The organism is Vibrio hepatarius (genome assembly GCF_043642085.1).
In the GTDB taxonomy this organism is placed as follows: domain Bacteria; phylum Pseudomonadota; class Gammaproteobacteria; order Enterobacterales; family Vibrionaceae; genus Vibrio; species Vibrio hepatarius_C.
Genome location: NZ_JBHZSA010000008.1, coordinates 74,909 through 92,125, shown reverse-complemented (window position 1 = coordinate 92,125; position 17,217 = coordinate 74,909). Strand labels below are relative to the sequence as shown.

Genomic DNA, 17,217 nt, shown 5'->3' with positions numbered 1-17,217 from the left:
AGGCGTCATCACTTTTAGTCGTTAATGACTGAAATTAAGCGCTTCGACTAATTTTATCTCACTGTTGGAAAGTTGCGCTTTGTAGCACAGTACTTCCACTCCTTGCTCTTGTGCGTATTTAAGTAATTGTGAATATTTGGCGTCTATATGGGTTGCAGGAGAAACTTTTTCAATGCCTGAATGTAAAACAGTAAACAAAAGTACCGCTCTGCTTCCATTTTGCGCCATTTCTGTGAGTTCTCTCAGATGTTTCTGACCACGAGTTGTGACCGCATCTGGGAAATACCCTTGCCCCGGCTTTTCCTCATCCAATAAGGTGACGCTTTTGACCTCTATATAGCATTTTGGTGCATTTTCTGAATTGAGCAAGATATCAATCCGGCTATTTTCTTTGCCATATTTCACTTCAGTTTGAAGTAGGTCGTATCCTTGTAGCTCTTTAATGACACCAGACTCGATAGCTTCAACGGCCAATTGGTTCGCTCTGGCAGTGTTAATACAGATGCGGTGACCTAAGGCGGTTTCAGTCAGTTCCCAGCTATTTGGGTACTTTCTCTTCGGGTTATCAGAGGTGGAATACCACACTTTGTTACCTTGAGTCGCACAACCTGTCATGGCACCAGTGTTAGCGCAATGGATAGTACGCTCACTGCCATCGGGTAAGGTGATGTCAGTCAGAAAACGTTTGTAGCGTTTAATTAAGGTTGCCGATTCTAATGGCGGTTCAAACTTCATTTGGCACTGTTTTTATGTACAATAGTTCCACTCATTACACCACAAGGTTTCCCCATTGTCACAATTGCCTATTCAAGGCGTGATGCCAGAGCTGCTCTCTGGTGTACGCGAAAGCTCTCAACTGATTCTAAAAGCGGCACCTGGTGCAGGTAAATCGACCTACTTTCCTTTGCAATTGCTTCTAGAAAACGTGGTGGATGGCAAAATCATTATGCTTGAACCAAGGCGTTTAGCGGCGAGAAATATTGCCCGCTACCTTGCTAGCCAACTGGGTGAAAGTGTCGGTGAGCGTATTGGTTATCGTGTCCGTGGCGAGAACAAAACCAGTGCGCGCACTCAGCTTGAAGTGGTGACCGAAGGGGTTCTGACTCGCATGATCCAATCGGATCCTGAACTGTCAGGTGTTGATTTGGTTATCTTTGATGAGTTCCATGAGCGCAGCATTCACGCCGATACCGCGTTAGCTTTTTGTCTAGAGATTCAAGAGGCGCTGCGTGACGATCTTAAATTGGTGGTGATGTCGGCAACACTCGATCAGCATGCGCTAGCTAAGTTGCTTCCTGAGGCGGTATTTATTGAGTCGCACGGGCGCAGTTATCCGGTGGAGTATCGTTATATCAATGCCAAAGCCAATGAGCGCTTAGAAGATCTGATGGCGAAACAGATCTCGAGCCTGATGAATAGCGAAAATGGATCTTTGTTGGCGTTTTTACCCGGCGTGGCAGCCATCAAACGGGTTGAGGAGAGATTGCAAACCCTCCCCGCTGATATTCAAGTGTGCCCTTTGTATGGACAATTAGACTTTGCTCAGCAGCAAGCAGCGATTCAACCTGCCAGTAGTGGACTACGTAAAGTCGTTTTGGCAACCAATATTGCGGAAACGTCATTGACGATTGAAGGTATCCGTTTGGTGGTCGATTCAGGTTTAGAGCGTGTCGCTAAGTTTGATCTGAAAAGTGGTGTCACGCGTTTAGAGCAAGTACGAATAGCTCAATCTTCTGCTGAGCAACGGGCAGGCCGAGCGGGACGTATTGAAACTGGGATTTGCGTGCGTCTCTACAGTGAAGGTCAGCTCAATCAACAGCCTTATGTCCCTCAAGCAGAAATTGTTCACAGTGACTTATCGAATTTAGTGCTAGAGCTAGCGCAATGGGGCGCACAAAAACCAGATGACTTGTGCTGGTTAGATATTCCGCCAGCAGCGGCGGTCAATCAAGCCAAATCGCTATTGCTGCAACTTGGTTTAATCGATGGTAAAGGCCAACTCACCGAGTCGGGCGTATTAGCGGGTGAGCTCGGATTAGAGCCGAGAACTAGCGCGATGCTGGCGAATGCGGGCAGTGAGTTGAATACCGCGTTGGCGATCAGCGCTTTACTCGAAGAGCCAGAGAGAAACACGCTCGACTTTATGCATAGCGTTCACCGTTTAAAGCTCGCTAAGCACAGTAAGCAAAAGCTGGTGACGCAGCGAGCGAAAACGCTAGCGGCCAAGATGAAGCATCGTTTTGAGCTCTCCCAGATTAATGAATCTCAGGTTGCTTGCTTACTGGCGATGGCATTTCCGGACCGAGTTGCGCAGGCGCGCCGCAATCAATTGGGTCGATTTGTGCTTGCCAATGGCCACGGTGCGCAGCTGCAAGACACCGAACGTCTAGCGGCAAGTGATTATTTGGTTGTTATCGATCTGATGCGTAGCCAGTCTGATTCATCGATGGTCTACTCTGCACTTGAGTTGGATATTGTTCAGTTGCAATCGCAGTGCCCCGATTTATTTACTGCTATTGATAGCGTTGATTGGGATGAACAGAAGGGGCGCTTGGTTGCAGAGCGACAGACAAAATTAGGTCGGCTTGTTATCGACAGCAAAGTGCTGCCAGAGCCGTCTAGCGAAAAAATGACCGAAGCTTTACTTACTTTTATTCAGCGCAAGGGGCTATCGGTATTAAATTGGACCCCAGCGAGCCAAGAGTTATTAGAGCGACTGCGCTGCGGACAGGAATGGTTACCGGAGCAGTCATGGCCAGAGCTTGATGAAGCCAGTTTGCTGGCCAATTTAGATGCGTGGTTAGCGCCTTACTTGAATGGTATTAACTCAGTCAAAGCATTGGCAAAAGTCGATCTTGAAGCGGCGCTATTAGCCTATTTAGGCTGGCCATTGAACCAAGATATTGAGCAGTGGTTGCCAACTCATTACCAAGTGCCGACTGGAAGCAAAAAGAAAATCCGTTACCAACAAGGGCAAGAGCCCGTATTATCGGTGCGCATGCAAGAAGTATTTGGTGAACAAGCGTCACCAGAAATCGCTCAAGGAAGAAAACGACTGGTATTGGAGTTACTCTCTCCGGCTCAAAGGCCGTTACAGGTAACTCGAGACCTAGCAAGCTTTTGGGCGGGCGCTTACAAAGAAGTACAAAAAGAGATGAAAGGGCGCTATCCAAAACATGTTTGGCCGGATAATCCAGCAACACATGTGGCGACAACTAAAACCAAACGACAGTTAAATTCATGACCAAGAAGAACACGACGGCGAGCGCAAAAAGCAAAACAACCAAAACCGCCAACAAGCCAGCTCGTAAATCGAGTCGCAAACCGACCAAGCGTAAAACGAAAAATTCAGGCAATCGCCATTGGCTGAAAATGCTATGGGGCATCGGCTGGAAGCTTGGTGTCGTTGTGTTTGCTGTGTTGCTGTTCGTTGGTATTTACCTTGATAGCGTGGTCAAACAGCGCTTTGAGGGGCAGTTGTTTGATTTGCCTACAGTAGTGTATGCGCGCATCTTGAATCTCGCGCCTGGTGATTCGATTACCATCCAAGAAGTGCGTAACGAGTTGGATGTGCTGAACTACCGTAAAGTGCGCCAGCCGCGTTACCCTGGTGAATACTCCTCATCATCAACCAAAATTGAGCTGATTCGTCGACCGTTTGAGTTTAGCGATGGCCCTGAGCCTGATCGTCATGTGATGTTGCATTTCGATGCTAACAGCCTAACCCGCATTCAATCTCTAGAGAAAAAAGGGGATATGGGTTACTTGCGTATTGAACCAAAAATGTTGGGGATGTTGGAAAAGAATAACGATCAACAACGTCTGTTCTTACGTCGTGACCAATTCCCTGAAGTGATGGTTGATGCATTGTTGGTTACCGAGGATCGCGATTTCTATCAGCATGATGGTGTGTCACCGTTGGCGATCGCTCGTGCTTTGGTGGCAAACGTCAAAGCGGGCCGCACGGTTCAAGGTGGCAGTACCTTGACTCAGCAGTTAGCCAAAAACATCTTTCTTTCCAGTGACCGGACCTTGTGGCGAAAAGTGCGTGAAGCTTATATCGCATTGATCCTCGACTACCGTTACAGCAAAGATCGAATCTTAGAAGCGTACTTAAACGAAGTTTATTTAGGCCAAAGTGGCGGTGAAGCGGTGCATGGTTTTGGTCTTGCCTCTCGCCTTTACTTTGGTCAGCCGATTCAAGAGCTGCGCATCGATCAACTCGCTTTGCTGGTGGGTATGGTAAAAGGCCCATCTTATTACAACCCGATTCGTTTTCCTGAGCGTGCCAAAAAGCGTCGTGATTTAGTCCTGCGTTTGATGATGCAGCAAGATATCTTAACTGCGAATCAATTTGATATGGCGGCGAGTCGACCGCTGGATATTCAAGACAATCCACGTATTGCCAGCCGACAGCCTGCTTACTTCCAACAGCTCAAGATTGAGCTGAAAGAAAAAGTCGGCGAAGCGTTCCAGTCGGATGTCGGCCTACGAGTATTCACCTCACTTGATCCGGTTTCACAGCAAAAACTTGAGCAAGCGATCGCACGCAAGATCCCTCAGTTAGCGGGTGTAGCGGGCAAATCATTGGAGGGTGCGGCGGTAGCAGTTGACCGCCATACGGGTGAAATTCGTGCTATGGTGGGTGGCAAGCGCACTGGTTATGATGGTTTTAACCGTGCACTGAATGCCAGCCGCCAAATTGGTTCGTTAGCGAAACCAGCCGTTTATCTTGCCGCGTTAGAGCAACCAGAGAAATATAACTTAGCAACGACCTTGCATGACAAGCCGATTAGCTTAAAGGGCAGTAAAGGTAATGTTTGGTCGCCAAGAAACTATGACCGCAAGTTCCGTGGCGATGTGCCGCTCTACACGGCATTGGCCAAATCACTTAACGTGCCAACGGTCGAGTTAGGCATGCAAGTCGGTATACCAAGTGTGGTGAAAACCTTAGAGAAGCTTGGCGTTGATAAGAGTGAAATACGCCCTGTGCCGTCAATGTTCTTGGGCTCATTTACCCTAACGCCATTCCAAGTCGCGCAGATGTACCAAACGCTAACTAACTCTGGCAAACAAGCGAAGTTATCCGCGCTACGTTCAGTGATTGATCTCGATGGCAACGTACTGTTCCAATCACTGCCACGAGTTTCTCAAACCGTCGACCAACAAGCAGCATGGCTAACTACTTATGCGATGAAGCGCGGTGTGTTAGAAGGCACCGGACGATACCTCAACAGTCAATTCTCTTGGGCGGCGTTAGCGGGCAAAACCGGTACCAGTAATGACACCAAAGATAGCTGGTTTGTCGGTGTGGATGGCCGCGAGGTGACCACCATTTGGTTAGGACGTGATGATAATAAGTCGACCAAGTTAACGGGGTCGAGTGGTGCACTGCGTGTCTACGCTGAGTACCTAAAGCATCGTATTCCACAAAAGCTCGCATTACCTTGGCCGCAAGGGATCTCAACGTATGGTTTTGAAAAAACCGCACAAGGCAACTTGGCTCTCGATTGCAGTAACGAGTTTAAGTTACCAATTTGGGACGCCCAAGGAGCGTTTAAAAGTCAGTGTGATAACCAACCGAAGCAGTGGATCAAAAAGCTATTTAGCTGGTAGCGATCAATTTGATGAATAATTAAAAGAATTAGGCCTTTACGCCAATTTACGCACCCAGTATAAACGTAGGAACGAATTTAGAAAGGAACTCGCACTGTGAGAAAGATGACTTACCTCATCATAAGCATTTTCAGCATGATGACATTTGGTGTGATGGCGCAATCGACACAAAAGGAAGCGTCACGACCAAAAGTTGCTTTAGTACTAGCTGGTGGTGGAGCCAAAGGTGCGGCACACATTGGCGTGCTGAAAGCGCTTGAAGAGCTTAGAGTTCCTGTGGACTACATTACTGGTACCAGTATGGGGTCTTTTGTCGGTGGTTTGTATGCGACAGGGATGAGCGCCGAAGAGATCGAAGCCTATATTGATACCGTAGATTGGAATAGCGGTTATCGAGATCGCGTCGATCGCAGTCAACGCAAAGTGCAAGACAAAGAGTACGAAGATAGGTATCAGCTCACGACCGATCTTGGCCTGCGTTGGGGAGAAATTCGTGGTACTAAGGGCATCGTTCAGGGACAGGGCATGCTCAAGCTGTTACGTGAAACTGCGGGTAACCTTCCTCCTTTCCAGTCGTTTGATCAACTCGCGATTCCTTACCGCTCTGTTGCGACTGATATTGTTAACTTAGAGCCAGTAGTTATTGGTGATGGTTATCTTGTCGATGCGATGATGGCGAGTATGTCGGTACCAGGCGCTTTGCCTCCGTATAAGTTAGATGGCAAATTGTTAGTCGACGGTGGCGTGACCAACAATATGCCGGTTGATGTTGCTCGTGAGCTCGGCGCAGACATCGTGATCGCCGTTGATATCAGTACCGAATATAAGAATGAAGAAGACTTCACCAACTTATTTAGTGTCGCTGATCAGCTTTCAAACTACTTAGTGCGCAGTACCACTAACCATCAGGCTGAGACGTTAACTGAGGATGACTACTTCCTTCGCCCTAAAGTGGGCAAGATGGAAACCACTGAGTTTGATCGAATGCCAGAAGCGTTCGACAAGGGCTATCAAGAAGCGATGTCGTTCAAGGATGAACTGAGCAAGCTGAGTTTGTCTACTGCTGACTACCAAGAGTATGTTGAGCAGAAACAAGACGCGCGACGCACGCTACGTTATGGCGATAATATTACGGTTGAAAACATCGTGATAAATAACCATACCCACTATTCTGATGAACTGCTGGAGAAGCGCTTAGGTTTAGAAGAGGGGGAGCAGTACAAAATTGCTCAAGTGGAAGATAGTGTCCAAGCTCTTTATGCTTTAGACCGTTTTGAACTGGTGACCTATCGCTATGATGAGGTTGATGGGCAAGATAGCTTAATCTTCGACGTTAATGAGAAATCATGGGGCCCGAATTACGTTAACTTCCGCTTTTTCTTAGAAGATGATTTTTCTACCGATAGCCAATACTCATTGGGTACCTCAGCTAACTTTACCAACCTCAACGAACATGGCGCAGAGCTGAGAACCAACTTTGAAATCGGTACCGATAAACGGATCGAATTTGAATTCTATTCGCCATTCCTATCCACGCAAAAGAGCTTTACCACACTGGGCCTTTCGTACAACAACGAGAAGCGCAATGCGCCTGTGACGGGCTTTGATGATACTTCCCTAGAGGCCACTGAAAATTATCTACCTGTCTCTTATCATGAGTGGGCCGCTGAATGGGCAATAGGCTATCAAGATACCTTATGGCGCCGATTTATGATTGGTGCTCGTTATGTGGATGGAGAAGGAGAGCTGTCGACTTTACCATTCTACGGAGATGTTTCATTTACCCGTCTCGGCGCTTTTGCTAGCTACCGCATCGATACCTTAGATAACTACAGTTTGCCGACCAAAGGGGTCTACTTAGATCTTGATTACATGGTGTCACACGATAAGAGCATTGGTGAAACTAAGCTGGTTGATGAGCAGAGAGAAGAGGACACTTCATACGAATTTGGCGCTAAGTTAATCGCAGCGCACACCTTTTCTCGCCATACTTTGGTCGCAAACGCAGAGCTTGGTTTTGTGACCAGTAAGAACTCATCAGTGCCGATTGATCCGAAAGAGATTGGTGGCTTTTTGAATCTATCGGGCATACCGCGTAATAGCCTAATTGGCGAAAATAAGGCGTTCGGTAGTTTGATCTATCGCTATCGCTGGTTTGACAATGACTTCGGTTTGTTCACCTCACCATTCTATGTCGGAACCTCATTAGAGTATGGTGGCGTCTGGTCTGGTCAGGATGTCGATTTGCATAACGCACCTTTGTACGTAGCAGGCTCTGTGTTCGCAGGGGTCGACTCACCGATTGGCCCGATTATGTTTGGTTATGGCCGAACAGAACAAAACTATGACTCCATTTATTTGATCATAGGCACCACCTTTAAGTAGCCATTAAGGTATATAGTTCAGCAATATCCTATTCTCATTGAGTGGGATATCGGGCTGAGTTAGTAACGAAAATCATAGAACTTTAGTCTTAAGTTGCTATGTTGGTCAAAATGATGAGATTTTAATTTAAGGTTAAATTTGCTATCCTACCGCCCACAGTTTGGCCTCTCTGGCACTGTTTCTCAGTCAGCATTGAATGAAAAATATGGCAAGGAGAGCCAAGTTTCCAAGGATGTTCACTCCCTTATTCTTTGAATAAATAGTAATAAGAGGGAGGAACCGCAATGAGAGGAAAAAAGTCGTGCTTGAAGCCTACCGTAAACACGTCGCAGAGCGTGCTGCCGAAGGAGTTGTTCCTAAACCGCTAGATGCTGAGCAAGTTGCTGGCCTAGTTGAACTTCTTAAAAATCCCCCTCAAGGTGAAGAAGCATTTATTCTTGACCTACTAGAGAATCGAATCCCACCTGGTGTTGATGAAGCTGCATACGTAAAAGCAGGTTTCTTGACGGCAGTTGCAAAAGGTGAAGTGGAATCACCGCTTGTGAGCCGTGAAAAAGCAGCTGAATTACTAGGTACGATGCAAGGCGGTTACAATATCGCACCGCTTGTTGAGTTCTTAGATGATGAACTACTTGCACCTATTTCTGTAAAAGCGTTATCTCATACGCTACTGATGTTTGATGCTTTCTACGACGTAGAAGAGAAAGCGAAAGCAGGCAATAGCTACGCACAACAAGTCCTACAATCTTGGGCTGACGCTGAGTGGTTTACTGCGAAAGAAAAAGTTGCAGAAAAGATCACGGTTAAAGTATTTAAAGTCACTGGTGAAACCAACACTGATGACCTATCTCCAGCACCAGATGCTTGGTCTCGTCCTGATATTCCAGTGCACGCGAAAGCGATGCTGAAGATGGAGCGTGATGGCATTAACCCTGATGATGCAGGTAATGTTGGTCCAATCAAACAAATCGAAGAACTACAAAAAGACGGTATCCCACTTGCTTACGTAGGTGATGTCGTTGGTACAGGTTCTTCACGTAAATCTGCGACAAACTCAGTATTGTGGTTTATGGGTGAAGATATCCCATACGTACCGAACAAACGTACTGGTGGTGTGTGTCTAGGCGGTAAGATTGCGCCAATCTTCTACAACACAATGGAAGATTCGGGTGCACTACCAATCGAATTGAATGTACAAGACATGAACATGGGCGATGTAATTGACATCTACCCATACGAAGGTGTGGTACGTAAAGATAGCGCAGAGATCTCAAGCTTTGAATTGAGCAAAGTACTACTTGATGAAGTACGTGCTGGTGGTCGTATCCCACTGATCATCGGTCGTGGCCTAACAAGCCGTGCTCGTACCTCTCTTGGTCTAGAAGAAACCGATCTATTTGCTAAGCCTGTTGACCCATCAGCTTCCGATAAGGGCTACACACTAGCTCAGAAGATGGTTGGTAAAGCATGTGGTGTAGAAGGCGTGCGTGCAGGTCAATACTGTGAGCCGAAGATGGCAACGGTAGGTTCTCAGGATACAACCGGTCCTATGACGCGTGATGAACTAAAAGACCTTGCGTGTCTAGGTTTCTCAGCAGATCTAGTAATGCAGTCTTTCTGTCATACCTCTGCGTATCCTAAGCCAGTTGACGTTAATACTCACCACACACTACCTGATTTCATCATGAACCGTGGCGGTGTTTCATTGCGTCCGGGCGATGGTGTTATTCACTCATGGCTAAACCGTATGCTTCTGCCTGATACAGTAGGTACAGGTGGTGACTCGCATACTCGTTTCCCACTAGGTATTTCGTTCCCTGCTGGTTCTGGTCTGGTGGCATTTGCTGCCGCGACAGGTGTTATGCCGCTTGATATGCCAGAATCAATCTTGGTTCGCTTTAAAGGTGAAATGCAGCCTGGTATCACGCTACGTGACCTAGTACATGCGATTCCACTATACGGCATCAAGCAAGGTCTATTAACTGTAGAGAAAGCAGGTAAGATCAACGAATTCTCTGGCCGTGTCCTAGAGATTGAAGGTGTTGAGCACCTTTCTGTTGAGCAAGCGTTTGAGCTGTCAGATGCATCGGCAGAGCGTTCTGCTGCGGGCTGTACCGTTAAGCTATCTCAAGAGTCTATCGAAGAGTACCTAAACTCGAACATCACTATGCTTAAGTGGATGATCGCAGAAGGTTACGGTGACGTGCGTACGATTGAACGTCGTATCAAGGCAATGGAAGAGTGGTTAGCAACCCCTGAACTTCTTTCTGCAGATGCCGACGCAGAATACGCGCATGTCATTGAGATTGATCTTGCTGATATCACTGAACCAGTACTATGTGCGCCAAACGATCCTGATGACGCGCGTCTACTGTCTGAAGTTCAAGGTACAGAGATTCAAGAAGTGTTCATCGGTTCTTGTATGACCAACATTGGTCACTTCCGTGCAGCAGGTAAGATGCTAGAAGAGTTCAATGGCTCTCTAAGCACTCGCCTATGGGTTGCGCCACCAACTAAGATGGATAAAGACCAGCTAACGGAAGAAGGTTACTACGGTATCTTTGGCCGTGCTGGGGTTCGTATTGAAACTCCAGGTTGTTCTCTATGTATGGGTAACCAAGCACGCGTAGCAGACAAAGCGACTGTAATGTCTACATCAACGCGTAACTTCCCGAACCGTCTAGGTACAGGTGCCAACGTTTATCTAGCGTCTGCAGAGCTTTCTGCAGTGGGTGCTATCTTAGGTCGTATCCCGACTAAAGAAGAGTACTTAGAGTACGCGCAGAAGATTGATGCGACGGCAGCGGATACTTACCGTTACCTGAACTTCCATAAGATGGGTCAGTACACGGAGAAAGCGGATACGGTTATTTTCCAAGAGCCAGCATAATTCCTTGTCATATTTGATTGAGGTATAGATTTAAGAGCGTCTACTTTGGTAGGCGCTTTTTTTGTGCTTTCGAATTGAACTCTATATACTGCGCGGCAAATTATTTGAGCAGGGCGAGCCTATGGAATTCGAGTTTATTAGAAACACATTAATGGGCGAATACTATGTTAAATCGAGCATGGGACACGAGATTGTAGGTCGCTGGCTACAAGAAGAAATTGGCAAGGATTGGCAAAAAATCGAACAAGTAGAAAATCTGCTTGAGCAAGTCCGCCAAGCACCTCAATTAGAACACACGCTTGTCGGAGCTGAGATTTCACTCAATGCTCAAGGTGACGAGATTATTGTGCAAGAGAATGTGCTGGGCCACGGTCAAGAGATGGATGCCGGCAGTGAGTTTGACTTTTACGACAGTGAAAGTACCGCGAGCTGCGGCATTGACGATTTCGAAGATCTTATTGAACAGTGGAAAACGTTTCTAACGACTAAGTAGTGCACTTAATTGGTGAACGTTAGTTATGTTGCTTTAATGTTGTGAAAAGGGCGCACCAATATGGTGCGCCCTTTTTGTTTTTATGTTGTTCTATAAATGTGTTCTTTATTTAAATCAATAAGATAGAAACTTGGCACGCACCTTGGATTGTATAAGACAAAAGGATGACAGCTTGTAGAGAGGATGCGATGAAACTTATTAATGCGATTATTAAACCGTTTAAATTAGATGATGTGAGAGAAGCTTTGGCTGATGTAGGGATCGAGGGTATGACGGTCTCAGAGGTAAAAGGTTTTGGCCGTCAGAAAGGGCACACAGAACTTTACCGTGGTGCCGAGTATCAAGTGGACTTCTTACCAAAAGTAAAACTAGAGATTGCCACTCAAGCCGAAAATGTTGATCGAGTGATTGAAGCAGTATCTAAAGCTGCGCACACCGGGAAAATTGGTGACGGTAAAATCTTCGTTTATGACCTTAGCCAAGCAGTACGTATTCGTACCGGTGAAATGGACGCTGAAGCGCTATAAGAATTCAAAGGACTGGAGACAATAAGATGGAATTATCAACAACAGTAACTGAGTTACGTTACGCACTAGACACTTTTTTCTTTCTCATTTCAGGTGCGTTAGTAATGTGGATGGCCGCGGGTTTTGCAATGTTAGAAGCAGGCCTAGTTCGCTCAAAAAATACAACCGAGATCTTGACTAAAAACATCTGCCTATACGCGATTGCTTGTACTATGTACCTGATTGTTGGCTACAACATCATGTATGTCGATAACGGTGACAGCAGTTGGCTACCATCGTTTGGTGCACTGATCGGTACTCAAGGTGAGGGCGCAGACCACTCGCTTGAATCTGACTTCTTCTTCCAAGTGGTATTCGTGGCAACAGCAATGTCAGTGGTATCTGGCGCAGTAGCTGAACGTATGAAGCTTTGGTCGTTCCTAATCTTCTCTGCCGTTCTAACGGCGTTTATCTACCCTATGGAAGGTTACTGGACTTGGGGTGGTGGTTTCCTATCACAAGCAGGCTTCAGTGATTTTGCTGGCTCAGGTATCGTTCACATGGCTGGTGCAGCGGCAGCGCTAGCAGGTGTCCTACTGCTGGGTGCTCGCAAAGGTAAATATGGTAAGAATGGTGAAATTTACCCAATTCCTGGTTCAAACATGCCACTTGCTACGCTAGGTACATTTATCTTGTGGTTCGGTTGGTTTGGTTTTAACGGCGGCTCTCAGCTAATGGTTTCTGACTTTGAGAACGCAACAGCAGTTGGTCAAATCTTCCTCAACACAAACGCAGCAGCAGCAGCAGGTGCAATTGCAGCGCTACTGGTATGTAAAACGACTTGGGGTAAAGCTGATTTAACTATGATTCTAAACGGTGCGTTAGCGGGTCTTGTTGCAATCACTGCAGACCCTCTATCACCATCACCGCTATATGCTGTTGCCATTGGTTCGGTTGCTGGTGCACTAGTGGTATTTAGCATCATTGGCTTAGATAAGATTAAGATTGATGATCCAGTCGGTGCGATTTCAGTTCACGGTGTGTGTGGTTTCTTCGGCCTAATGGTTGTGCCGCTAAGCAATGCAGATGCGACATTTGGCGCTCAGCTACTTGGTGCGGCAGTGATCTTTGCTTGGGTATTTGGTGCAAGCTTAGTGGTGTGGGCTATCCTTAAGGCGACTGTAGGGATTCGAGTTTCTGAAGACGAAGAGATGGAAGGTATGGATATGCATGATTGTGGTGTTGGCGCTTATCCTGAGTTTGTAACGGTGAAATAATTTACAAGCTGTTACATATTTCTAAGGCAAAAACCTGCTCATCTGAGCAGGTTTTTTTGTTCCTAGTCATTGTTTTCTAAATTATGATGAATATAATAACGCAACTGATAAACGTTATCATTACGATGTTAAAGGACTGAACCAATGAAAAAACTGCTAACTCTTTCTGCATTAGCGTGTGCGACAATTGCACCAACAGCGGCAATCGCTGCAGAAGAAGTGAACGTATACTCTTACCGCCAACCTTTCCTAGTTGAGCCTATGTTCAACGAGTTCACTAAAGAAACTGGTATTAAAGTAAACGTTAAGTTTGCAAAAAAAGGTCTAGCAGAGAAGCTAGCTCAAGAAGGCGAATACAGCCCAGCTGACGTTATTCTAACAGTAGACATCAGCCGTCTATCTGAGCTAACTAAGAAAGACCTAGTTCAAGCGGTAGAAAGCGACGTTCTTGAGAAAAACATCCCAGCTCAGTACCAAGACACTGACAATGAATGGTTCGCTCTAACAACTCGTACTCGTAGCGTTTACTCTTCACGTGACCGTGTTGGTCGTCTAGGTGAAGACTTCACATACGCAGACCTAGCTAAGCCTGAGTTCAAAGGTAAGATCTGTACTCGTAGCGGTAAGCACCCATACAACGTATCTCTAGTTTCTGCGATGATCGCTCACAAAGGCGAAGCGGAAACGAAAGAGTGGCTAGAAGGCGTGAAAGCAAACCTAGCTCGTAAACCTCAAGGTAACGACCGTGCACAGGTTAAAGCGATCAAAGAAGGTCTATGTGACGTTTCTCTTGGTAACAGCTACTACCTAGGTAAGATGGTTAACGATAAAGAGCAGAAAGCTTGGGCTGACGCGGTATACATTAACTTCCCTAACCAAGAGACAACAGGTACTCACGTAAATATCTCTGGTATGGCGATGGCTAAGTACTCTCCTAACAAAGAGAACGCAGTTAAGCTAATGGAATTCCTAGCAGGCAGCACAGCTCAAAGCATGTACGCAGAAGTTAACTACGAATACCCAGTGAAAGCTGACGTTAAACCTTCTGAGCTAGTAGCTTCTTGGGGTGAGTTCAAAGCAGACACTATCTCTCTAGATGCGATTGCTGATCACCACGAAGCGGCAATTAAACTTCTAGACGAAGTTAAATTCGACCTATAATAGTCTTAATAATGGGTCTTTGACCGATTAGAGTACAACCTCAAGCTGTCTAAATTTAAGGCACTTGGGGTTGTTTGTTTTATACTGAAACACTTCCATTGCACGCTAATGCTCAGTGTACCTTGAAGTCACTTACGTATATCGGTATAAATACCCCTAGACTATCAAAGGGATATGAGATGTATTTGCAAACGCATTTATATTTCATACTGCCTCGTTGTAATTAGGCGATGAAAGAAAAGAATTACTTATGGAAAACCAGTAGCGGAGCTTTAGCTGTGCTACTGGTTTTGCCGATCTTAGCAATATTCACCACCGCTGTTGGCGAAACAAATGAGCTCTTCTCTCATTTGATGTCCACAGTGATGCCCACCTATGCCTACAATACGGTTGTCCTCGTGTTAGGCACTATGGCGCTTTCTCTTATTCTCGGTATTCCTTCGGCATGGATTATGGCGATGTGTCGTATTCCCGGTGAGAAAGTACTGCAATGGGCATTGGTGCTTCCTCTGGCGATGCCTGGCTATATCGTCGGTTATATTTTCACAGACTGGTTTGATTTTGCAGGACCGATTCAAATCCTATTGCGTGATTTGACTGGGTGGGGGCCTGGTGAGTATTGGTTCCCAGATATTCGTACCATTAGCGGCGCGATCATCGTCTTGTCGTTAGTGTTGTACCCGTACGTCTATTTACTATGTCGTGCTGCGTTTATGGAGCAAAACGTCTCATTGCTGCAGTCAGCTCGTCTGTTGAAATGCTCTCCGTGGGAGAGTTTTCGCCGCATCTCACTGCCTTTAGTTCGTCCTTCGATTGCCGTTGGTCTTTCTCTGGTTGCTATGGAAACCATTGGTGACTTTGGTACGGTCAGTTACTTTGCGGTGAATACGCTAACCACCGCTGTTTATGATACCTGGCTGGGCTATTCGAGTTTGACTGCTGCCGCTAAGATCTCTGCGATTATGCTGGTGGTGGTTATTTTGCTGCTTAGCTCCGAGAGATACAGCCGCCGCAAGCAGAAGCTATTCCAAAATCAATTCAGCAGCCGTGAAGATTTTCGTTATGTGCTGGTTGGGTGGCGAAAGTGGTTCGCAGTTTCTTGGTGCTGGGGCTTAGTTTGTATCGCCTTTATTTTCCCGCTTGGCCAGCTCGTTATCTATGCGTACAAGTATTTTGCCCAAAGTTGGACTGCAGAGTTTCGTGAGTATGCGCTGAATAGCTTATATGTTTCGTTTACTGCGGCGATTATTGGTGTCTTCGTTGCGCTAATCGTGAACTTCTGCCAGCGAGTAAATCCGGGCCGCAGAAGTTTGGCATTTATGCGTATTTCATCGATGGGCTATGCTGTTCCAGGAACTGTCCTAGCGATTGGTGTCATGGTTCCAGTGCTGTTTATGGACCATTTGGTGAATGATATTGCCAAGTGGATGGACTGGGGAAGACCGGGGCTGATTTTCTCCGGCTCAATGTTCGCACTGATTTTTGCCATGGTAGTGCGCTTTTCTGCGGTAGCGATTGGTAGTATTGAAAGTAGCTTGAGTAAAGTCTCTCCTTCACTGGATATGGCTTCACGCACCATGGGTTGTAACGCTAATTCCATGTTATGGCGCATTCACTTTCCATTGGTTCGTCGTGGTGCTTTGATCGCCGGCTTACTTGTTTTTATCGAGTCAATGAAAGAGCTTAATGCGGCATTATTGCTAAGACCTTTTAACTTTGAAACCTTGGCTACGTACGTTTATAACTTTGCCTCTGATGAGCATCTGGAACTGGCTGCGATGCCAGCGGTTCTGCTTGTGTTAGTTGGTTTAGTTCCGTTAGTCATTGTTAACCGTTCTTTGGAGCATTCCCACTAATGAGCTGTGCACTATCCATTAATAACTTAACGTGTAAATACGACGAGCAGACAACGGTTTTAGAATCTTTGTCACTCGAAGTGGTTCAAGGTGAGATTGTTTGTCTGCTTGGTGCGAGTGGTTGTGGTAAGACAACCTTACTTAAAGCCATCGCAGGTTTATTGCCATTAAGCTCAGGTACTATGAGCTTGAACTGCATGATGATCGATGATGGAGCGAACTGGTTACCGCCGGAACAACGTAATATCGGTATGATCTTCCAAGATTATGCGCTATTCCCTCATCTGACTGTGGCGGAAAACGTCGCTTTCGGTCTACGTGATGTTTCTGTGGCTGATAAAAACGCCAAAGTTGCCGAGATGCTAGAGTTAGTGCATCTATCCGGTTATGCAGATCGTTACCCTCACCAGCTTTCCGGTGGCCAACAGCAACGTGTCGCGATTGCCCGTTCACTGGCGTATAAGCCTGACTTACTGCTACTGGATGAACCATTTTCCAACATTGATACTCAAGTGCGTCATGAGCTGATTGGTGAGATCCGCAAGATCTTTAAGAAGCAGGGGGTGACGGCTATTTTTGTTACTCACAGCCGTGAAGAAGCGTTTGCGTTTGCCGATAAAATGGCGGTAATGAACCACGGTGTCATCGAGCAATATGGTACGGCAAGTGAGCTTTACTACCAGCCATCAAGTAAGTTTGTTGCTGACTTCTTAGGTGGCGGCAGCTACTTAAGTGCAATCCGTTCATCAGAGTCAGAGTTTGAAACTGAGCTGGGCTTGGTTGAGGCAACTGCTCAGCAGCAGATTCAAATTGGCGATCAGTGTGAGTTATTACTGCGTCCACAGCACGTGCAAATTAGTGCGGCAGAAGAGAGTACAGTGACAGTGCTCGAACAGCAGTTTATGGGCGATCATTGCCGTTATGTGATTGATGCCAGCGGCAGTCGTCTATTAGCAAGCTCGGCTGAACCATTAACGATTGGCCAGCAGGTGTCCGTTAAGGTAGAAACTCAAGGTGTTCTAGCCTTCTAAAG

11 protein-coding genes are annotated in these 17,217 nt (G+C 46.3%); 10 read left to right on the top strand and 1 reads right to left on the bottom strand.

The features are described 5' to 3' along the window. Positions 1-21 precede the first annotated feature (21 nt). A complete protein-coding gene (gene sfsA / locus ACHUFZ_RS15610; protein ID WP_394127870.1) occupies positions 22-735 on the bottom strand; it encodes a DNA/RNA nuclease SfsA in 714 nt (237 codons plus the stop codon). 55 nt (positions 736-790) lie between these two features. Here sfsA and hrpB point away from each other — a divergent pair, with 55 nt between their 5' ends. The 10 genes from hrpB to ACHUFZ_RS15560 all read left to right on the top strand — a co-directional run bounded on the left by hrpB (position 791) and on the right by ACHUFZ_RS15560 (position 17,215). Next, on the top strand, positions 791-3,244 hold the full coding sequence (gene hrpB, locus ACHUFZ_RS15605; RefSeq protein WP_394127869.1) for an ATP-dependent helicase HrpB: 2,454 nt from the start codon (positions 791-793) through the stop codon (positions 3,242-3,244). Further along, positions 3,241-5,616, top strand: a complete 2,376-nt coding sequence (gene mrcB / locus ACHUFZ_RS15600; RefSeq protein ID WP_394127868.1) for a penicillin-binding protein 1B — start codon at positions 3,241-3,243, stop codon at positions 5,614-5,616. Before hrpB ends, mrcB begins: the two co-directional genes overlap by 4 nt. 135 nt (positions 5,617-5,751) lie before the next feature. Beyond that, positions 5,752-8,001, top strand: coding sequence for a patatin-like phospholipase family protein (locus tag ACHUFZ_RS15595; protein WP_394127948.1), 2,250 nt, complete (start codon positions 5,752-5,754; stop codon positions 7,999-8,001). A gap of 301 nt (positions 8,002-8,302) precedes the next feature. Then, on the top strand, positions 8,303-10,891 hold the full coding sequence (gene acnB, locus ACHUFZ_RS15590) for a bifunctional aconitate hydratase 2/2-methylisocitrate dehydratase (protein WP_394127867.1): 2,589 nt from the start codon (positions 8,303-8,305) through the stop codon (positions 10,889-10,891). A 121-nt stretch (positions 10,892-11,012) separates the two neighbouring features. Next, positions 11,013-11,384 carry a YacL family protein gene (locus ACHUFZ_RS15585; RefSeq protein WP_394127866.1) on the top strand — a complete coding sequence of 124 codons (372 nt, stop codon included), beginning with the start codon at positions 11,013-11,015 and terminating at the stop codon, positions 11,382-11,384. A 188-nt stretch (positions 11,385-11,572) separates the two neighbouring features. After that, positions 11,573-11,911: a P-II family nitrogen regulator gene (gene glnK, locus ACHUFZ_RS15580; protein ID WP_004742633.1), complete on the top strand. Its 339-nt coding sequence runs from the start codon at positions 11,573-11,575 to the stop codon at positions 11,909-11,911. A gap of 26 nt (positions 11,912-11,937) precedes the next feature. Further along, positions 11,938-13,167 carry an ammonium transporter gene (locus tag ACHUFZ_RS15575; RefSeq protein ID WP_394127865.1) on the top strand — a complete coding sequence of 410 codons (1,230 nt, stop codon included), beginning with the start codon at positions 11,938-11,940 and terminating at the stop codon, positions 13,165-13,167. A gap of 144 nt (positions 13,168-13,311) precedes the next feature. Beyond that, positions 13,312-14,328, top strand: coding sequence for a Fe(3+) ABC transporter substrate-binding protein (locus tag ACHUFZ_RS15570; protein ID WP_394127864.1), 1,017 nt, complete (start codon positions 13,312-13,314; stop codon positions 14,326-14,328). Positions 14,329-14,558: 230 nt separating this feature from the next. Further along, positions 14,559-16,184 carry an ABC transporter permease gene (locus ACHUFZ_RS15565; protein WP_394127863.1) on the top strand — a complete coding sequence of 542 codons (1,626 nt, stop codon included), beginning with the start codon at positions 14,559-14,561 and terminating at the stop codon, positions 16,182-16,184. Next, a complete protein-coding gene (locus tag ACHUFZ_RS15560; RefSeq protein WP_394127862.1) occupies positions 16,184-17,215 on the top strand; it encodes an ABC transporter ATP-binding protein in 1,032 nt (343 codons plus the stop codon). Before ACHUFZ_RS15565 ends, ACHUFZ_RS15560 begins: the two co-directional genes overlap by 1 nt. The last annotated feature ends 2 nt before the right edge of the window (positions 17,216-17,217 follow it).

Coding starts and splice junctions, on each gene's coding strand:
- sfsA (WP_394127870.1), bottom strand. CDS start 735: ATGAAGTTTGAACCGCCATTAGAATCGGCAACCTTAATTAAACGCTAC.
- mrcB (WP_394127868.1), top strand. CDS start 3,241: ATGACCAAGAAGAACACGACGGCGAGCGCAAAAAGCAAAACAACCAAA.
- ACHUFZ_RS15595 (WP_394127948.1), top strand. CDS start 5,752: ATGATGACATTTGGTGTGATGGCGCAATCGACACAAAAGGAAGCGTCA.
- ACHUFZ_RS15585 (WP_394127866.1), top strand. CDS start 11,013: ATGGAATTCGAGTTTATTAGAAACACATTAATGGGCGAATACTATGTT.
- glnK (WP_004742633.1), top strand. CDS start 11,573: ATGAAACTTATTAATGCGATTATTAAACCGTTTAAATTAGATGATGTG.
- ACHUFZ_RS15575 (WP_394127865.1), top strand. CDS start 11,938: ATGGAATTATCAACAACAGTAACTGAGTTACGTTACGCACTAGACACT.
- ACHUFZ_RS15570 (WP_394127864.1), top strand. CDS start 13,312: ATGAAAAAACTGCTAACTCTTTCTGCATTAGCGTGTGCGACAATTGCA.
- ACHUFZ_RS15565 (WP_394127863.1), top strand. CDS start 14,559: ATGAAAGAAAAGAATTACTTATGGAAAACCAGTAGCGGAGCTTTAGCT.
- ACHUFZ_RS15560 (WP_394127862.1), top strand. CDS start 16,184: ATGAGCTGTGCACTATCCATTAATAACTTAACGTGTAAATACGACGAG.